Source organism: Streptococcus sp. SS-4456 (assembly GCF_036680365.1).
GTDB lineage: Bacteria > Bacillota > Bacilli > Lactobacillales > Streptococcaceae > Streptococcus.
Window position 1 is genome coordinate 1 of the sequence record NZ_JAVIHI010000006.1, and the last position, 16019, is coordinate 16019.

At 43.6% G+C, this 16019-nt stretch carries 16 protein-coding genes and 1 pseudogene; 14 read left to right on the forward strand and 3 right to left on the reverse strand.

What is annotated here, in order from left to right:
- Positions 1-317 precede the first annotated feature (317 nt).
- Complete coding sequence (locus RFK25_RS02740) at positions 318-599, forward strand: LPXTG cell wall anchor domain-containing protein (protein WP_332411330.1); 282 nt, start codon at positions 318-320, stop codon at positions 597-599.
- Between the two features lie 148 nt (positions 600-747).
- Here RFK25_RS02740 and gatD read toward each other — a convergent pair whose 3' ends face one another.
- Together gatD and murT are read right to left on the reverse strand one after the other, a co-directional pair.
- Positions 748-1533, reverse strand: a complete 786-nt coding sequence (gatD, locus tag RFK25_RS02745) for a lipid II isoglutaminyl synthase subunit GatD (protein ID WP_332411332.1) — start codon at positions 1531-1533, stop codon at positions 748-750.
- Positions 1533-2876, reverse strand: a complete 1344-nt coding sequence (murT, locus tag RFK25_RS02750; RefSeq protein WP_332411333.1) for a lipid II isoglutaminyl synthase subunit MurT — start codon at positions 2874-2876, stop codon at positions 1533-1535. Before murT ends, gatD begins: the two co-directional genes overlap by 1 nt.
- A 182-nt stretch (positions 2877-3058) precedes the next feature.
- On the opposite strand from murT, the gene cdaA reads away from it, so the two are divergent.
- From cdaA to RFK25_RS02815, 13 genes and pseudogenes are all read left to right on the forward strand, one after another.
- Positions 3059-3919, forward strand: a complete 861-nt coding sequence (gene cdaA, locus RFK25_RS02755; RefSeq protein ID WP_332411335.1) for a diadenylate cyclase CdaA — start codon at positions 3059-3061, stop codon at positions 3917-3919.
- Positions 3903-4607, forward strand: a complete 705-nt coding sequence (locus RFK25_RS02760; protein WP_105113347.1) for a CdaR family protein — start codon at positions 3903-3905, stop codon at positions 4605-4607. The genes cdaA and RFK25_RS02760 overlap by 17 nt, the downstream gene beginning before the upstream one ends.
- A gap of 15 nt (positions 4608-4622) precedes the next feature.
- Positions 4623-5972 carry a phosphoglucosamine mutase gene (glmM, locus tag RFK25_RS02765; protein ID WP_332411336.1) on the forward strand — a complete coding sequence of 450 codons (1350 nt, stop codon included), beginning with the start codon at positions 4623-4625 and terminating at the stop codon, positions 5970-5972.
- A gap of 160 nt (positions 5973-6132) precedes the next feature.
- Positions 6133-7677: an ABC-F family ATP-binding cassette domain-containing protein gene (locus tag RFK25_RS02770; protein ID WP_332411338.1), complete on the forward strand. Its 1545-nt coding sequence runs from the start codon at positions 6133-6135 to the stop codon at positions 7675-7677.
- 130 nt (positions 7678-7807) lie between these two features.
- Positions 7808-8584: pseudogene (locus tag RFK25_RS02775) on the forward strand (class I SAM-dependent methyltransferase).
- 158 nt (positions 8585-8742) lie between these two features.
- Complete coding sequence (locus RFK25_RS02780) at positions 8743-9171, forward strand: cupin domain-containing protein (RefSeq protein WP_332411339.1); 429 nt, start codon at positions 8743-8745, stop codon at positions 9169-9171.
- 1 nt (position 9172) lies between these two features.
- Positions 9173-9811 (forward strand): ABC transporter ATP-binding protein, encoded by a 639-nt coding sequence (locus tag RFK25_RS02785; RefSeq protein WP_332411340.1) that lies wholly within the window; start codon positions 9173-9175, stop codon positions 9809-9811.
- Positions 9808-10569: an ABC transporter permease gene (locus RFK25_RS02790; RefSeq protein WP_332411342.1), complete on the forward strand. Its 762-nt coding sequence runs from the start codon at positions 9808-9810 to the stop codon at positions 10567-10569. The genes RFK25_RS02785 and RFK25_RS02790 overlap by 4 nt, the downstream gene beginning before the upstream one ends.
- A gap of 363 nt (positions 10570-10932) precedes the next feature.
- Positions 10933-12333 (forward strand): dipeptidase PepV, encoded by a 1401-nt coding sequence (gene pepV / locus RFK25_RS02795; protein WP_332411344.1) that lies wholly within the window; start codon positions 10933-10935, stop codon positions 12331-12333.
- A gap of 40 nt (positions 12334-12373) precedes the next feature.
- Entirely contained in the window at positions 12374-12832 is a 459-nt protein-coding gene (locus RFK25_RS02800; RefSeq protein ID WP_332411347.1) for a GNAT family N-acetyltransferase, read from the forward strand.
- Entirely contained in the window at positions 12819-13397 is a 579-nt protein-coding gene (locus tag RFK25_RS02805; protein WP_332411348.1) for a uracil-DNA glycosylase family protein, read from the forward strand. Before RFK25_RS02800 ends, RFK25_RS02805 begins: the two co-directional genes overlap by 14 nt.
- Positions 13398-13454: 57 nt before the next feature.
- Positions 13455-14228 carry a TPM domain-containing protein gene (locus RFK25_RS02810; protein WP_332411349.1) on the forward strand — a complete coding sequence of 258 codons (774 nt, stop codon included), beginning with the start codon at positions 13455-13457 and terminating at the stop codon, positions 14226-14228.
- An 18-nt stretch (positions 14229-14246) separates the two neighbouring features.
- A complete protein-coding gene (locus RFK25_RS02815) occupies positions 14247-14828 on the forward strand; it encodes a LemA family protein (RefSeq protein WP_332411350.1) in 582 nt (193 codons plus the stop codon).
- A 31-nt stretch (positions 14829-14859) separates the two neighbouring features.
- On the opposite strand, the gene RFK25_RS02820 is transcribed toward RFK25_RS02815, so the two are convergent.
- Positions 14860-15936, reverse strand: coding sequence for a hypothetical protein (locus RFK25_RS02820; protein WP_332411351.1), 1077 nt, complete (start codon positions 15934-15936; stop codon positions 14860-14862).
- Between the last annotated feature and the right edge of the window lie 83 nt (positions 15937-16019).

The following is a 16019-nucleotide window of genomic DNA, read 5'->3' on the forward strand; positions in this document are numbered from 1 at the left end:
CTGTATCTGAATCCGTTTCCGAATCTGTATCAGAGTCAGTCAGCGAATCCGTATCTGAATCTATCTCAGAATCAGTAAGCGAGTCAGTTTCCGAGTCAATCTCAGAATCAGTATCTGAATCAATTTCTGAATCCATCTCAGAATCAGTAAGTGAATCAGTTTCAGAGTCAGTATCAGAATCCGTTTCAGAGTCAATTTCAGAATCGGTCAGCGAGTCAGTATCAGAATCAGTAAGCGAATCAATCTCTGAATCTGTATCTGAGTCAATCTCAGAATCCGTTTCTGAGTCAGTATCAGAATCAGTATCAGAGTCAAGTGTGGAGATTCATTCACATGGTCCTGGATTGGTAAACCCACCACTCCCACCAATAAATATTGAATCCATCTCTGAATCAATTAGTCAGTCACTGTCACTTTCCGAGTCCATCTCTGAGATAGTATCTGAATCAACTCCTTCAGTGGATTCACAGCTTCTTCGTAAGTCAGCAGTATTGCCAAATACAGGTGAGGAATCATCATCTTGGACTGGTCTTCTAGGAGCAGGTCTTCTCCTTGGTGGATTGTACAAACGACGCAAGAAAGAAGATGAGAAAGAATAAAAATAGTTTCTTTCTGACAGGATAAAAAAAGAAAAGTAGCTAGAGCAAAAAAGTGCTAGCTACTTTTTTTCAAGTTTTTAATTTTGTACTCAAAAAAGCTCTATAATCTCCAGGTGGAATTGACCACAATAGAAATTATAGAGCTAATTTATTTCTCAAATTCTGCCTTGCTCTTTACATCGCCGTATTCTTCAGCGACTTCTTTGCTGAGGATATCGGCGTAGCTGGCAAGTTGGATGTCTTGTCCGTATTTTTTACGGAGGGCAGTAGTGACCAAGCGGTAGGCTAGGTTGGCATTGCGGGATAAGATTGGTCCGTGGAAGTAGCTGCCGAAGGTGTTTTTGTAGTGCAGGCCTTCGCCGCCGTCTTCCTTGTTATTGCCATTACCATAGACCACCTTGCCTAGAGGTTTTTGGTTGTCAGCTAGGAAGGTACGGCCTTGGTGGTTTTCAAAACCGTAGTAGGTTTCGTTGAATTCATCATTGTGAATTTTGATGTCACCGATGTAACGGTTGTTGGTCTGGTTGAGGGTGTAGTGGCCCATTATACCCAGTCCGTCAATCTTGCGACCGCCAGCTTCGATGTAGTATTGACCGAGCAACTGGAAGCCACCGCAGATGGCCAGCATGACACCGTCGTTTTCGATGAAGTCTGCTAGGCTGTCTTTTTTAGTTGGTAAATCTTTTGCAAGAATGGATTGTTCATAGTCCTGACCGCCACCGAAAAAGGCGATGTCGTAGAAATTTTTATCAAATTCATCTGTCAGTGAAACGATGTCCACCTGAACACGAGCCCCTAGCTTTTCAGCTACATACTTGAGCATGAGGATATTGCCATTGTCACCGTAGGTGTTCATCAAATCACCGTAGAGGTGGGCGATGTGGAGATCATAATTGTAGTCTTTTTCAGGACTTTTTAATGACGTATAGACCATTATTTCATCTCCTTTCCAACGGCTTGGCGTTGAGCCAGCAGGTCACGGAATTCGAGCATAGCTGTATAAGTAGCTAAAATATAAGCATGCTGACTACTCGATTGCTCAATCAAGGTCATAATATCTTCCAGTTTCGGAGTTTCAGTAATCTGGTCCGCAGGATAGCCAGTCACACGGAGGCGACGGGCAATTTCAGATGAACGCACACCGCCCGCAAAGACTTTGGGAATGTCCATTTGGGTAATCTGCTCAAAGTCAGCATCCCAAATCCAGCTGGTATCAATTCCATCAGCGTAGTTGGCATTGAGAAGAACAGACAAGCTAAAATCGTATGGAGCCAGTTTCATCATTTCAATGGCCTGAGTAGCACCAACTGGGTTTTTAATCAAGACCAATGTACAATCCTTATCGCCCAACTTAAAGGTTTCTTGGCGACCGAAGACAGCCTTGGACTTGTCAAAACCTGCCTTGATTTTCTCAGGAGATACGCCGAAAAATTCTGCAACGCTGACAGCTGCTAGGGCATTGTAGATATTATAGAGCCCGCCGATGTTAATCTTATAATCTTGACCGTCAATGGCAAAGGTAGAAGAGGTATTGGTGATTTCTTTTAGTTCGGTCAACTTGTAGTCCAGTTCAGGTCGGCAAAAGCCACAGTTGCTACAGATGTAGCTGCCCAAGTTAGCGTAGGTATTGAGCTTGTACTGGATAATCTGTTGGCAATGCGGACAGAGAACGCCTTCGGTATTGTAATGGGCCAGGCGAGGCTCATGCTCTTCCGTCGCAAAACCGTAGTATTTAACTGGGTTGATAGCGGTGGTCGAGTTGAAAAGCGGGCTGTCACCGTTGGCTAAAATGGTCGCCTGTGGAGCCTTGGCAGCCCCGTCTAAAATCATCTGATAGGTGGTATAAATCTCACCATAACGGTCCATTTGGTCGCGGAAAATATTGGTAAAGACGATCAAGCTAGGCTTGATAAAGTCGGTCACGCGGGCCAGGCTGGCTTCGTCAATCTCCAAGACGGCAATCTTCTTGCCCTTTTTATTTTTCTTGGCAGATAAAAAGGTTGCCGTAATCCCTGTAATCATATTGGCACCGCTGGTATTGGTCGTGATTTCTCCAAATGCTTCTTGGAGAATTCCAACGGTCAAGGCAGTTGTTAAAGTCTTACCGTTGGTACCTGTCACAACAACGACTTCATAATCCTTAGCCAAACTATCTAAAATATGTTTATCGAATGTAAGGGCAATTTTGCCAGGCAAGGTAGTTCCTCGGCCCAGTTTGTCGAGGACAAACTGGCTGGTCTTCCCTGCGGCAATCCCTAATAAAGTATTTATTTTCATGGGACTATTTTATCATAAAGGTCAGGGATTTTCTAGAACGGAGTATGTAGAAATACTGATACATTTCTGATGACTATTTGTAATAAATTTAATCCTATCTTCATCCTTTTCTAAAAAAAGAAAGAAAAAATGTGATATAATAGAAACGTTACCATGTACGAGTTAGGAAGTATGAGAAACCTATGTTAAACTTAAGCCAGTTACTGGATGCTGGGTATTGGTCAAGTCTGATTGCTAGTCCTTGGGTAGCTATCCTACACTTGATTGACATCAGCATCGTTGTTTATTTGATTTATAATTTTAGTAAGGCTATTGCTGGTACGAAGATTATGACCCTCATCCGTGGGGTATTTCTCTTTATCATTGCACAACTTCTTGCTAGTTTATTTGGTTTGCAGACCATTGCCTGGTTGATCAATCAGGTCATTACCTATGGAGTTATCGCAGCAGTTGTTATTTTTGCTCCAGAATTGAGGGCTATGCTTGAAAAGTTAGGGCGGACGACCCATATTTTTTCAGCTAATACGCTCAGTAAGGAAGAAAAGCTCATTGATGCCCTTGTAAAATCTGCAGCCTATATGTCACCGCGTAAAATTGGAGCACTTGTGGCAGTGGAGCAGGCTCAAACCTTGCAAGAATATAGGGCAACGGGTATTTCGTTGAACGCAGATATTTCGCGTGAATTATTGATAAATATATTCATTCCTAATACCCCCTTGCATGATGGAGCAGTTATTATAAAGGATGATAAGGTGGCGGTTTCCTGTGCCTACCTACCCCTGTCTGAAAGTGCAGGTATTTCAAAAGAATTTGGCACTAGGCACCGGGCTGCGATTGGTTTGTCAGAGGTTTCAGATGCCTTTGTTTTCATAGTTTCAGAGGAAACGGGTAGTATTTCCATTGCTCATAATGGTAATTTCAAGCATGATTTGAGCTTGGAGGAATTTGAGGCTGAACTATGGACTATTTTCGGTTCTGACAATGAGGAGAAAAACACATTTTTGAAGCGATTGAGAGGGGGCAAACATGCAAGAAAAATTTAAAGCTGTAGGTCACTTACTTCTCTCATTATTCTTAGCGCTTTTGCTTTTTTTCTATGCGACTACTACCAACTATAAAAATTCAGAAACAGCCGCTCAGAATACGGAGTCAGAAACCTATGTTCATACCTTAAATAATGTACCGATAGATATTGAATACAATACCAGTGAGTACTTTATTTCAGGTTTCTCATCAACAGTGACTGTTGAGTTGAGAGGATCCAATCGAGTGCTTTTGCAACGGGAATCCGATGAATCTACGCGAACTTTTCAAGTTGTCGCAGATTTGAAGGAGATGAAGGCAGGCACCAATATTGTAAAACTCCAATTGGCCAACCTACCAGCAGGGGTAACAGCGACCCTGGCACCAGATGCTATTTCTGTAAAAATAGGTAAGCGTGTCAGTAAGGCTCTACCTGTTGAAGCTAAGGTTTATAGTAACCAGTTGGCAGAAGGTTATAGTCTTTCTAAGGTTTCCGTCAATGTCGATACTGTAAAAGTAACAACGGATGAAGAAACCATGGCTAAGATTGATCACATCGAGGCAATCGCAGTAGATGTCAGCAATTTATCCGCTAATTATAGTGGGACAGCTAAGTTGCAGGCAGTAGATGGTGATGGCAATGTCTTGCCAGTTGTTTTATCACAAACAGAAGCCAACCTACAAATCACTATAACAAAAACGAAATAAGAGGTAAATTTTAAAATGGGTAAATATTTTGGTACGGACGGTGTCCGCGGAGAAGCAAACGTAGAATTGACGCCAGAATTGGCATTTAAATTAGGTCGTTTTGGTGGTTATGTTCTTAGTCAACATGAAACGGATGTACCTCGTGTCTTTGTGGCGCGTGATACACGTATTTCGGGACAAATGTTGGAAGCTGCCTTGGTTGCTGGACTTTTATCAGCTGGGATTCATGTCTATAAACTAGGAGTGCTTGCGACACCGGGTGTAGCCCACTTGGTAAAAACTGAAAAGGCTAGTGCTGGTGTTATGATTTCAGCTAGCCATAACCCTGCTCAAGATAACGGAATTAAGTTCTTTGCGGGCGACGGCTTTAAGTTGGACGATGCCTTGGAGGCAGAGATTGAAGCTCTCTTGGATGCTGAAGAAGATACGCTACCACGTCCATCTGCACAAGGTTTGGGGGATGTGGTCGATTATCCAGAAGGCTTGCGCAAATACGAATCCTTCCTTGTATCGACTGGTACCCAACTAGAAGGTATGAAAGTGGCCTTGGATACTGCCAATGGCGCTGCCTCAACCTCTGCCCGTCAAATTTTTGCGGATTTGGGAGCTGATTTGACTGTTATGGCTGAAGACCCAGACGGCTTGAATATCAATGAGGGAGTTGGTTCAACCCATCCTGAGCAGTTGCAAGAATTGGTCAAGGAAACGGGTAGCCAAATCGGTCTGGCCTTTGACGGAGACAGTGACCGCCTGATTGCCGTTGATGAAAATGGTGACTTGGTTGATGGTGACCGTATCATGTACATCGTTGGTAAGTACTTGGCAGACAAGGGCTTGCTTGCTAAAAATACCATTGTGACAACGGTTATGTCTAACCTTGGTTTCCACAAGGCCTTGGACCGTGAAGGTATTGAAAAAGCTGTGACCGCAGTTGGTGACCGTTATGTGGTGGAGGAAATGCGCAAAGGTGGCTACAATGTTGGTGGTGAGCAGTCAGGTCATGTGATTCTCATGGATTATAACACCACAGGCGATGGCCAGTTGACCGCTGTGCAATTGACCAAAATCATGAAAGAAACTGGTAAGAAGTTGTCAGAATTGGCAGCAGAAGTGACCATCTACCCACAAAAATTGGTCAATATCCGTGTGGAAAACAGCATGAAAGATAAGGCAATGGAAGTACCTGCTATTGCAGCTATCATTGAAAAAATGGAAGCAGAAATGGCTGGCAACGGTCGTATCTTGGTTCGCCCAAGTGGTACCGAGCCACTCTTGCGTGTCATGGCAGAAGCACCAACGGATGCTGAAGTCGATTACTATGTGGACACCATTGCCGATGTGGTCCGTGCAGAAATAGGAATTTAAGTAGAAATCAATCATTCGTTAAGATGATTTCATTGTCTGGATCCACAAGATTGAGTAGGAATTTTATAGCTGATAGGCGGAGAAGTTTCACTTAAGGCAGTGAAAATAGAAATAAAAACTGGAGTTTCTTGCTCCAGTTCTTTGATGTTATGAGGAAAATATGAGTATTTTAGAAGTAAAGAATTTAAGTCATGGGTTTGGTGACCGCGCCATTTTTGAGAATGTCTCCTTCCGTCTCTTAAAAGGGGAGCATATCGGTCTTGTCGGTGCCAATGGTGAAGGGAAATCGACTTTCATGTCCATCGTGACAGGTCAATTGCAGCCAGATGAGGGCAAGGTAGAATGGTCCCGCTATGTAACGGCAGGTTATTTAGACCAGCATGCTAAACTAGAAAAGGGTCAATCCGTCCGAGATGTCTTACGGACAGCATTCGATGAACTCTTCAAGACAGAAGCTCGTATCAATGACATTTACATGTCTATGGCAGAAGAGGGAGCTGATATGGATGCCCTCATGGAAGAGGTTGGCGAACTGCAAGACCGTCTGGAAAGCCGTGATTTCTATACGCTTGATGCCAAGATTGACGAAGTGGCGCGTGCTCTAGGTGTCATGGACTATGGCATGGACAAGGATGTGACGGAGTTATCAGGTGGCCAACGTACTAAAGTTCTTTTGGCAAAATTGCTCTTGGAAAAACCTGATATCCTGCTTCTGGATGAGCCGACCAACTACCTGGATGCCGAACACATTGACTGGCTCAAACGTTACTTGCAGAACTATGAGAATGCCTTTGTCTTGATTTCGCATGACATTCCTTTTTTGAATGATGTGATCAACATTGTCTACCATGTAGAAAATCAACTCTTGACCCGTTACACAGGCGATTACTACCAATTCCAAGAAGTACATGCTATGAAGCGGGCTCAGTTGGAGGCGGCCTACGAACGCCAGCAGAAAGAAATCGCTGATTTGCAGGACTTCGTTAACCGTAACAAGGCCCGAGTTGCAACTCGAAATATGGCCATGTCTCGTCAGAAGAAATTGGATAAGATGGAGATTATTGAGCTTCAAGCAGAGAAACCAAAACCGTCCTTTGATTTCAAAATGGCTCGAACTCCAAGTCGCTTTATCTTCCAGACGACAGATTTGGAAATTGGTTATGACCGTGCCCTAACACGTAAGCCGCTCAATCTGACCTTTGAACGCAACCAGAAGATTGCTATTGTCGGTGCCAATGGTATCGGTAAATCCACTCTTCTTAAAAGTTTGTTGGGTATTATTCCACCGCTCGGAGGCTCTGTGGAGCGTGGGGAGTATTTGGAACTAGGCTATTTTGAGCAAGAGGTAGCTGGTGGCAATCGTCAGACTCCGCTTGAAGCCGTTTGGGATGCCTTCCCAGCCCTTAACCAGGCAGAAGTACGAGCAGCCTTGGCTCGTTGCGGTCTGACTTCCAAGCATATCGAAAGCCAGATCCAAGTCCTTTCAGGTGGTGAACAGGCCAAAGTTCGCTTCTGCTTGCTTATGAACCGTGAAAACAATGTCCTAGTTCTTGACGAGCCGACCAATCACTTGGATGTGGATGCAAAGGACGAACTCAAACGTGCCCTCCAAGCCTACAAGGGCTCTATCCTCATGGTCTGCCACGAGCCGGATTTCTATGAAGGCTGGGTGGATGATGTATGGGACTTCAATGACTTGACTTAGATTGAAAGCTATCGAAAGGTGGCTTTTTCTTTGTGCTTATACTATAATAGAATGAGCATAGTAAAGGAGGTAAAAATATGAAAAGAATAGAACGAGGTCACACTGACTAGGCCTCTTTAGAGGAAATAAAATGACAGATTATGTAAACTACAACCAAGAACGTTGGAATCGGATTTCAGCTAGATAGGGGAATGCCTATACAGTTCCGCTCAGTCATGAGGAATTTCTTGTTGCCAAAGATATGCCCTTATCCGTTTCTTTGACAGTCGGAAAGACAGTGCCACTTGACTGGTTTGAAAAAGCCGGAGGTAAGAAATTGCTGGGTCTAGCTTGCGGTGGCGGTCAACAGGGACCAATTTTTGCGGCTCATGGTTACCAAACGACCATTATGGATTTTTCCAAGGAACAGTTGGACAAGGATAGGCTAGTTGTTGAGCGAGAAAATCTGAATTTGCAAACGGTCCAGGCAGATATGACACAGCCTTTTCCTTTTGAAGACGAGAGTTTTGATATCATTTTTTGCCCCGTTTCAAATGTATATATTGAAGACCTGACACCGATGTGGCAGGAATCCTATCGGTTTTTGAAAAAGGGTGGTTTGCTCATGATCGGTTATATGAACCCTTGGATTTATGTCTTTGATGCTGATGATGTTTGGGAGCATCCAGATAGAGCATTGATTCCTAAATACAGCCTACCTTTCAACGCACGACAATTAGAAGAAGCAGGACAAATCACGATTGATCCAGAATATGGCTATGAATTTAGCCACACCTTAGAAGAACAAATTGCTGGACAATTACGAGCTGGTTTTGCCATGATTGATTTATATGAATCCAAAGACAGTCGTAATCGCCTGTCCCAATTTGGCCCAGATTATCTGGCTAATCTATCTGTAAAATTATAGAAAACAGCTCCTGATTGATGGCATATTCTTATCAGGTCTCTAAGTATTGTCTGAAAATTATAATGTTTTTAAAAAAGCTTGACAAGTATTTTAAAAGGAGTATAATTAGAATTATTCCAAAGAAACTTTAGAATCATTATAATTTAGAGGTAAATCTTATGACAACAAAAGACAACGGAAAAGCTCCATTTGTAACCAATATTGAAACAGCAACACTTGAAAATACTAACTACCGCACAGCCCTCTGGACTGGGGAACTCTTGCAAGTTACCCTCATGTCTATCCCAGTTGGTGGCGATATCGGTGCAGAAGTTCACAATGAAAACGATCAGTTCCTCCGCATTGAGCAAGGACACGGCCGTGTTATTATGGGCGAATCTGCTGACAAGATTACGCTTGATACGGAAGTTGGACCAGAAGATGCGATTTTGATTCCAAACGGTGCCTACCATAATGTTATCAACATCGGTCAAGAAGACCTTAAAATCTACTCTATCTATGGACCAGCTCACCACGCTCACGGGACAGTTCACGAAACACAGGCCATCGCTATCGCTGCCGAAGAAGCAGAAGAGCACGGGCATTAAGATGAGAATTTTTCAACTTCAATCGGTCGGCTTATCGGATAAAGATAAGTCGATTTTAACTGACATTAGCTTCACCGTTGCAGCAGGCGAGCGACTAACCCTGGTTGGAACTTCGGGCAGTGGAAAAAGCTCTATTCTAAAACTTTTGGCAGGCCTGACATCCGCGACCAGTGGGACTATTTTCTTTCAGGGGCGGGACATAGCAGAGCTGGATATGCCGACTTACAGGAGAGAAGTTTCCTATTGTTTTCAACAGCCAGTTCTCTTTGGGCAAACTGTCCAAGACAATCTCCAGTTTCCATTTACCATTCGTCAGTTAGAATTTGACCAAACCAAAGCCCTCAAGGCTTTAGAATCTGTACATCTAGCACCAGAATTTTTAAGCAAGAAAATCACAGAACTATCTGGAGGAGAAAAGCAGCGAGTTGCCCTCATCCGCAATATGCTCTTCGAGCCCAAAGTCTTACTCTTGGACGAAATCTCTGCAGGACTGGACGCTGAAACCAAGGCCATTGTCAACAAGCTTCTAGCAGATTACCATGCAGCTGGAAATACCTTAATTGAAGTCACTCATGACCAGTCAGAGATTGATGCAGCCCAAAAGATTTTGAGAATAGAAGGAGGTCGAGTCCAAGTATGAATGTTTCAGTAGATAACCTTTCTCTAGCCCTTGTTTTTGGGCTGGTCTTGGTAGCAATTAGCATCAGTCAGAAGGAAAAATTGGGCTTGACCAAGGATATTTTCATGGCCGTTGTCAGAACTGTCCTTCAGCTGATTTTTGTCGGCTACATTCTCAAGTTTATCTTCCAAGCCTCAAATGTCTTTCTCAGCATAGCAATGGTTTTAGTTATTCTCTACAATGCTAGTGTTCAAGCCAACAAACGCAATCCCAATAGCAAGAAATCCTTGCTTCATCCTTTTTTAGCCCTCCTTGCATCAACAGGTCTAACCTTGACAATCTTGGTCTTATCAGGTGCTATCCAGTTTATTCCCTCCCAGGTCATTCCCATTTCAGGGATGCTGGCTAGCAATGCCATGACGGCAATCGGTCTGTCTTATCGGGCTATGTACAAATCCTTCACCGACAACCGCCAACAAGTCTTGGAAAAATTAAGTTTGGGAGCAACTGTCAAATTGGCTTCACAGGATATCTTACGAGAAGCTATCAAAACAGGTATGCAGCCTACCATTGACTCAGCCAAGACAGTAGGTCTGGTCAGCCTGCCTGGCATGATGTCAGGGCTAATATTTGCAGGAGTTGATCCAGTCCATGCCATTCGCTATCAGATTATGGTTATGTTCATGTTACTGTCTGCAACCAGTCTAGCCTCTGTGATTGCCTCCTACTCAGCCTACCAGACTTATTTTACCGACAAGGCCCAGTTGGAGTTTGAATAAATTTGAGTGACCTTTCTATTTGACAGGTCATTTTTATCACTGAAATCCTTCAAAATATGATAAAATAGACTTACTTTGATACAGTCTTTTGGTTTACTTTTATTACTAGCTTCAAAGGTTCGGGGAACCTTTGAAGGTTGGAAATGAAACAAACGAAGTTTGTGTCAACAGCCGCAGGCATAACTCAATGCTTTCTTGTTTCTAGGCATTGACTTGAAACAGTCTCCCAGACTGTTTCAATCAAGCAAGGTGAGTTCAAACACTCCAGTGGAGTGTTTGAAGTTGGAAATAAGGAAACGATGTTTCCTCGCTCGTCTAAGTAATAAAAGATAAACCAAATGACGATACTGAAAAGGAGAACACATGACAGTAAATTTTAGAGCAGAAATTGACAAACGCAAAGACGAGTTTCTAGCGGATCTCTTTGACCTCCTCCGCATCAATTCTGAGCGTGACGATAGCCAGGCAGATGCCCAGCATCCATTTGGACCTGGACCAGTGCGTGCCTTGGACAAGTTTCTAGAAATTGCTCAGCGTGATGGCTATCCAACCAAGAACGTTGACAACTATGCAGGTCATTTCGAATTCGGTGAGGGCGAAGAAGTCCTTGGTATCTTCGGTCACTTGGACGTAGTGCCAGCAGGAAGCGGCTGGAATACCGACCCCTACGAGCCGCAAATCATTGACGGCAAGCTCTTTGCCCGCGGATCCTCTGACGACAAGGGACCAACCATGGCTTGTTACTACGGTTTGAAAATCATCAAGGAGTTGGGCCTTCCGACCTCTAAAAAAGTCCGCTTCATCGTCGGTACTGATGAGGAGTCAGGCTGGGCGGACATGGATTACTACTTCGAGCACGTAGGCCTCCCATTGCCAGATTTCGGCTTCTCGCCTGATGCCGAGTTCCCGATTATCAACGGCGAAAAGGGCAATATCACAGCTTATTTGCATTTTGCGGGGGGAAATAGCGGAGCTGCTAAACTGCATTCCTTCACAGGCGGTTTGCGTGAGAACATGGTGCCTGAGTCTGCGACAGCTATTATCTCTGGCGACCTTGCAGATTTAGACAGCAAGTTGGCAGATTTCACAGCAGCCTATGGCCTAAAAGCTGACGCGGAAACCCTTGAAAACGGTCAAGTTCAAGTCACCGTCATCGGAAAATCTGCCCACGGTTCAACCCCAGAAGAAGGTGTCAACGGAGCAACCTATTTGGCAAAATTCCTCAGCCAATTCGCCTTTGACGGAGCAGCAAAAAACTATCTTGACCTGGCAGGACAAGTCCTTCTGGAAGACCACGATGCCCAAAAACTCGGCGTAGCCATCTACGATGAGCAAATGGGAGCTCTTTCTATGAACGCTGGTGTCTTTAAGTTTGATGAAAACTCATCTGATAACACCATTGCCCTCAACTTCCGTTATCCCAAAAATACCAACCCTGAAATCATCAAGGCTGGTTTGGAAAAACTGGGAGTAGAAGCTGTCAGCCTGTCTGAGCATGGACACACTCCGCACTACTGCCCAATCGATGACCCAATGGTCGCAACCCTCTTGTCTGTATACGAAAAACACACAGGCTTGAAAGGTCACGAACAAGTAATCGGTGGCGGAACATTCGGACGCTTGCTCAAACGTGGCGTTGCCTACGGAGCTATGTTCCCAGGCGATGTCAACACCATGCACCAAGCCAACGAATTTATTGAAGTTGAGCAACTCTACCGTGCAGCTGCCATCTATGCAGAAGCTATCTATGAACTCATTAAGTAATACATGAAGACGGGGATGCCCGTCTTTTTTAGGAGGAAGTATGAAACTGAAAGAACTCACACTTGCAAATTTGGAAATGGTCAAACAGCTCTTCTTGTCTGTCTTTAGCCAGGAGCCCTGGAATGATGATTGGTCAGATGAGGAACAATTAGATTGCTATATAGGCGATTTACTGGGACACCCAAGAGCACTCTGTTTTGGCTTGTTTGACCAGGAAAAATTGATAGGGCTGTCACTTGGTTACATTCGCTATTGGTATGAGGGAACAGAGTATCGAATTGAAGAGCTCTGCATTTCCCGTGATTACCAAGGGCAAGGACATGGTGCTAGTTTTCTAGCGGACATAGAGAAGCAGTTAGCTGATAGAAAAATTGTTCATATTCTTCTACAAACCGAACGCAACCTTTCAGCCTATTCTTTCTACAAAAAATGCGGTTTCCGTGCCTTAGAAAAAGATGTGACCATGGTCAAGAAAGTAGGACATCATGGAACTTGCTGATATTCGTCAAGCCATCATTGAGGATGTTGCTAACCGAGACTTTACGAACAAGGGAATAGCTCCCCTTTTCCAAGCCCCTTCGACCGCAAAAATTCTCATTATTGGACAGGCACCGGGATTAAAAACACAAGAAAAAGGTCGCCTTTTTGATGATGCCAGTGGAGAGAATCTTCGGAAATGGTTGGGAGTAGATAGGGAATTCTTCTATGAATCTGGCTATTTTGCCATTCTTCCTATGGATTTCTATTATCCAGGAAAGGGGAGGTCTGGGGATTTGCCGCCTCGCAAGGATTTTGCGCTCAAATGGCACCCACTTATTCTGGACCAACTGCCAGAGCTTGAGTTGACCATATTGGTAGGCAATTATGCTCAAACTTATTATTTGGAAAAATCCCAAAGGAACCTGACTGAGAGAGTACAGCATGCAGTTGACTACCTTCCCACTTATTTTCCTTTGCCTCATCCATCACCTAGAAACAATATTTGGCAGGCAAAGAATCCCTGGTTTCAAGCGGAAATCATTCCATATTTACAAAATATACTTATGAAAATACTTGAAAAATAAGGTAAAAATGATACAATAATATAAAGAAACTGTTTCTACCTTCAGAGGAGGTGCCGTATGAAAAAGTATCTGTTCTATTTATTAGGTTTCTTACTTTTACTGTTCAGCCTAGGTCAGCCTAGTCTGGTAGGAGCTGAGGGAATCCCACCCCGTCCAATTTATACGACGGTGGTTGATGAAACCCAGCTTCTTTCTAGTGAAACAATTGCCAACATTGACCAGCTCAATCAGACCTGGGCAGCAAGTGAACAGCAGTTACAGGTTGGGGTCTATGTGACGGAAAGTCTTTCTACTGATATTGAAAGTCTGGCAAATGAAACCTTCCGTGATTGGCAAGTCGGCTTTGCAGGAACGGACAATGGCATTCTCTTGGTGATTGCCATAGCCGACAGGGAGTTTCGGATAGAAACCTCTGACAATGCTGCAACGGTGTTGACAGATGTGGAAGCCAAGGATATTCTGGAAAGTGCTAGGGAGTTTTTCCGTCAGGAAGACTATGATGGTGGGGTAACCTATATTGTCCAATCTATCGGTGATCGTTTCTACGGAACAAGTCTGGGCCAAGAACAGCTGGCTGCTATGGAAGAAAGGACCAGTGCAGAAAGTGACAGCTTTGTATGGTTTATGATTGTTATTCTCGTTGTCATTATCTTTATGATTATTGATAAATCCAGCCGAGGTGGCGGAGGTCCAGGTAATCTGCTTTGGATGCTGGTAGACGACCACCATCATTACCACAACAATCATTCTTCCCATTCTTCATCATCCTATGGTGGAGGTGGTTGGTCTGGCGGCGGTGGTGGTGGCGGTGGAGCCTCATCTGGTTGGTAAGAAAAGAAAGGAAAGTCTATGAAAAAGAAATGGTTAGCCATACTAATCCCAGTTTTCGCTCTGCTATTTTTAGGAATGGGGGCAATCGGTCAATACAATGGACTGGTCGATAGCCATGCGGAAGTGGAAAATGCTCAAGCCAATGTGGATACCCAGCTTCAACGGCGCTATGACCTGATACCGAATGTCGTGGCAGCAGTCAAGGGAGCCATGGAGCATGAGGAAGAGATTTTCACTGCCATAGCGGATGCGCGTGCGAAAATCGGCTCCAGCCAAGTGGGAACCAGCGACTACAATCAGGCACAAAGTCAGCTGGATTCGGCAGTTTCACGTTTGTTGATGGTGACGGAAAATTATCCGCAATTAACAGCCAATCAACAGGTATCTGACCTCATTACCGAGCTAGAGGGGACTGAAAATCGGATTTTGGTTGCACGTAAGGATTATAATGCGGTGGCAACGGCCTACAATAAAAAAATCAAACGATTCCCGACATCCATCTATGCCAATCTATTTGGTTATGAAAAAGTCGACCTTTTCCAAGCTAGCACAGATGCGGCGACAACAGTGCCAAGTGTGGATTTACAGGATAACGAATAAAGAACTCGGCTCCCTGAGCCGAGTTCTTATTTTATTGATTGATCCAAACACCAGAAACGTAGTCTTCAGACAGAGTTGTCTGGTTGATAATGCTCTTAGCCTCCATATCATAGATAAGGAGTTGATTTGCCAAAATAATCATTAAGCGCTTGTCATCAATTTGACGGATATGGTCGATGTAATGAGGACGGGGATTTAAGTCCTTCAAAGTATGGTAGGATTGCTCGCCAGTTTGGGTATTGTAAATAGTAAAGGAAAGTGGACTAAACATGCCATTTTGATGCTCGATGAGAAGAAGGTTTTCGTCTTTGAGGGCATGGAGTGTGCTTGGTGAGGGGTGTTCTAAAGTTACTGACGAAAATGTTTTTGTTTTTGTATCAAAGGCCAAGAGTTCGGATGACTGTTCAATGTCCTCATACTCATTTGTTTTTTTCCCTAAATTTGGGAGATAGATGGTTCCATTGATCAAAAGCCCCTCTCCTGTGGCAATGGTATTGTCGTACTTAAATACCTCTTGCTTTGAAAAATCTTCCTTATCAAATACAATCAAGACATTTTCTTCGGGTCCTTCTTGGGTAAAATCTTTCACAAAACCAGTTAAATAGACTGACGTTTGGTCTACCATGAATGGAGCATTTGGTATGAAGTCGTCGTTTAAAACGTGGGTTTGAATGGTATCAAAATTCCTGTCAAATTGCGCTAGTTTGTGATAGGGCCCCGCTGTATAAAAGTCTTGTCCATCTGTACCACTGATATAGCTACTATACTGACTTGGCTTTCGCAAGACAGTGCCAGTATTGAAATCGATGGATATCAGATTGTCGTTAATGAATTTTTGCTGATCGTTGGCAAAGACTAGATACTGATTGTCTATGACATAATTTTCACCAGAGCCAAAATAGCCTTCCGAACTCATCTTTTGTGCATGAAGGAGTTGAGGTTCTTGGCCATTTAGTTGAAAGGCTTCGACCTTACCGGGATAAACCAAGTAGAAATCCGCATTCTCAGTCAAACTTATTTTGTTGTGCTGGTAGGCGTAGAGTTTCCAGCCGATAAAGGGAAAAACTAGACAGGATAGAAGTGCAATACAGATGATGATTTTTTTCATGGAAAGACCTCCTCTCTATTTTTAGTATATCCTAAATAGTAAACAAAATCAATTGTTTATGTGTTAATATAACAAAAAAAACA

Bases quoted from the DNA above. Each gene is read 5' to 3' on its own strand.
- gatD (WP_332411332.1), bottom strand. From the start codon at position 1,533: ATGGTCTATACGTCATTAAAAAGTCCTGAAAAAGACTACAATTATGAT.
- murT (WP_332411333.1), bottom strand. From the start codon at position 2,876: ATGAAAATAAATACTTTATTAGGGATTGCCGCAGGGAAGACCAGCCAG.
- cdaA (WP_332411335.1), top strand. From the start codon at position 3,059: ATGTTAAACTTAAGCCAGTTACTGGATGCTGGGTATTGGTCAAGTCTG.
- RFK25_RS02760 (WP_105113347.1), top strand. From the start codon at position 3,903: ATGCAAGAAAAATTTAAAGCTGTAGGTCACTTACTTCTCTCATTATTC.
- glmM (WP_332411336.1), top strand. From the start codon at position 4,623: ATGGGTAAATATTTTGGTACGGACGGTGTCCGCGGAGAAGCAAACGTA.
- RFK25_RS02770 (WP_332411338.1), top strand. From the start codon at position 6,133: ATGAGTATTTTAGAAGTAAAGAATTTAAGTCATGGGTTTGGTGACCGC.
- RFK25_RS02780 (WP_332411339.1), top strand. From the start codon at position 8,743: ATGACAACAAAAGACAACGGAAAAGCTCCATTTGTAACCAATATTGAA.
- RFK25_RS02785 (WP_332411340.1), top strand. From the start codon at position 9,173: ATGAGAATTTTTCAACTTCAATCGGTCGGCTTATCGGATAAAGATAAG.
- RFK25_RS02790 (WP_332411342.1), top strand. From the start codon at position 9,808: ATGAATGTTTCAGTAGATAACCTTTCTCTAGCCCTTGTTTTTGGGCTG.
- pepV (WP_332411344.1), top strand. From the start codon at position 10,933: ATGACAGTAAATTTTAGAGCAGAAATTGACAAACGCAAAGACGAGTTT.
- RFK25_RS02800 (WP_332411347.1), top strand. From the start codon at position 12,374: ATGAAACTGAAAGAACTCACACTTGCAAATTTGGAAATGGTCAAACAG.
- RFK25_RS02805 (WP_332411348.1), top strand. From the start codon at position 12,819: ATGGAACTTGCTGATATTCGTCAAGCCATCATTGAGGATGTTGCTAAC.
- RFK25_RS02810 (WP_332411349.1), top strand. From the start codon at position 13,455: ATGAAAAAGTATCTGTTCTATTTATTAGGTTTCTTACTTTTACTGTTC.
- RFK25_RS02815 (WP_332411350.1), top strand. From the start codon at position 14,247: ATGAAAAAGAAATGGTTAGCCATACTAATCCCAGTTTTCGCTCTGCTA.
- RFK25_RS02820 (WP_332411351.1), bottom strand. From the start codon at position 15,936: ATGAAAAAAATCATCATCTGTATTGCACTTCTATCCTGTCTAGTTTTT.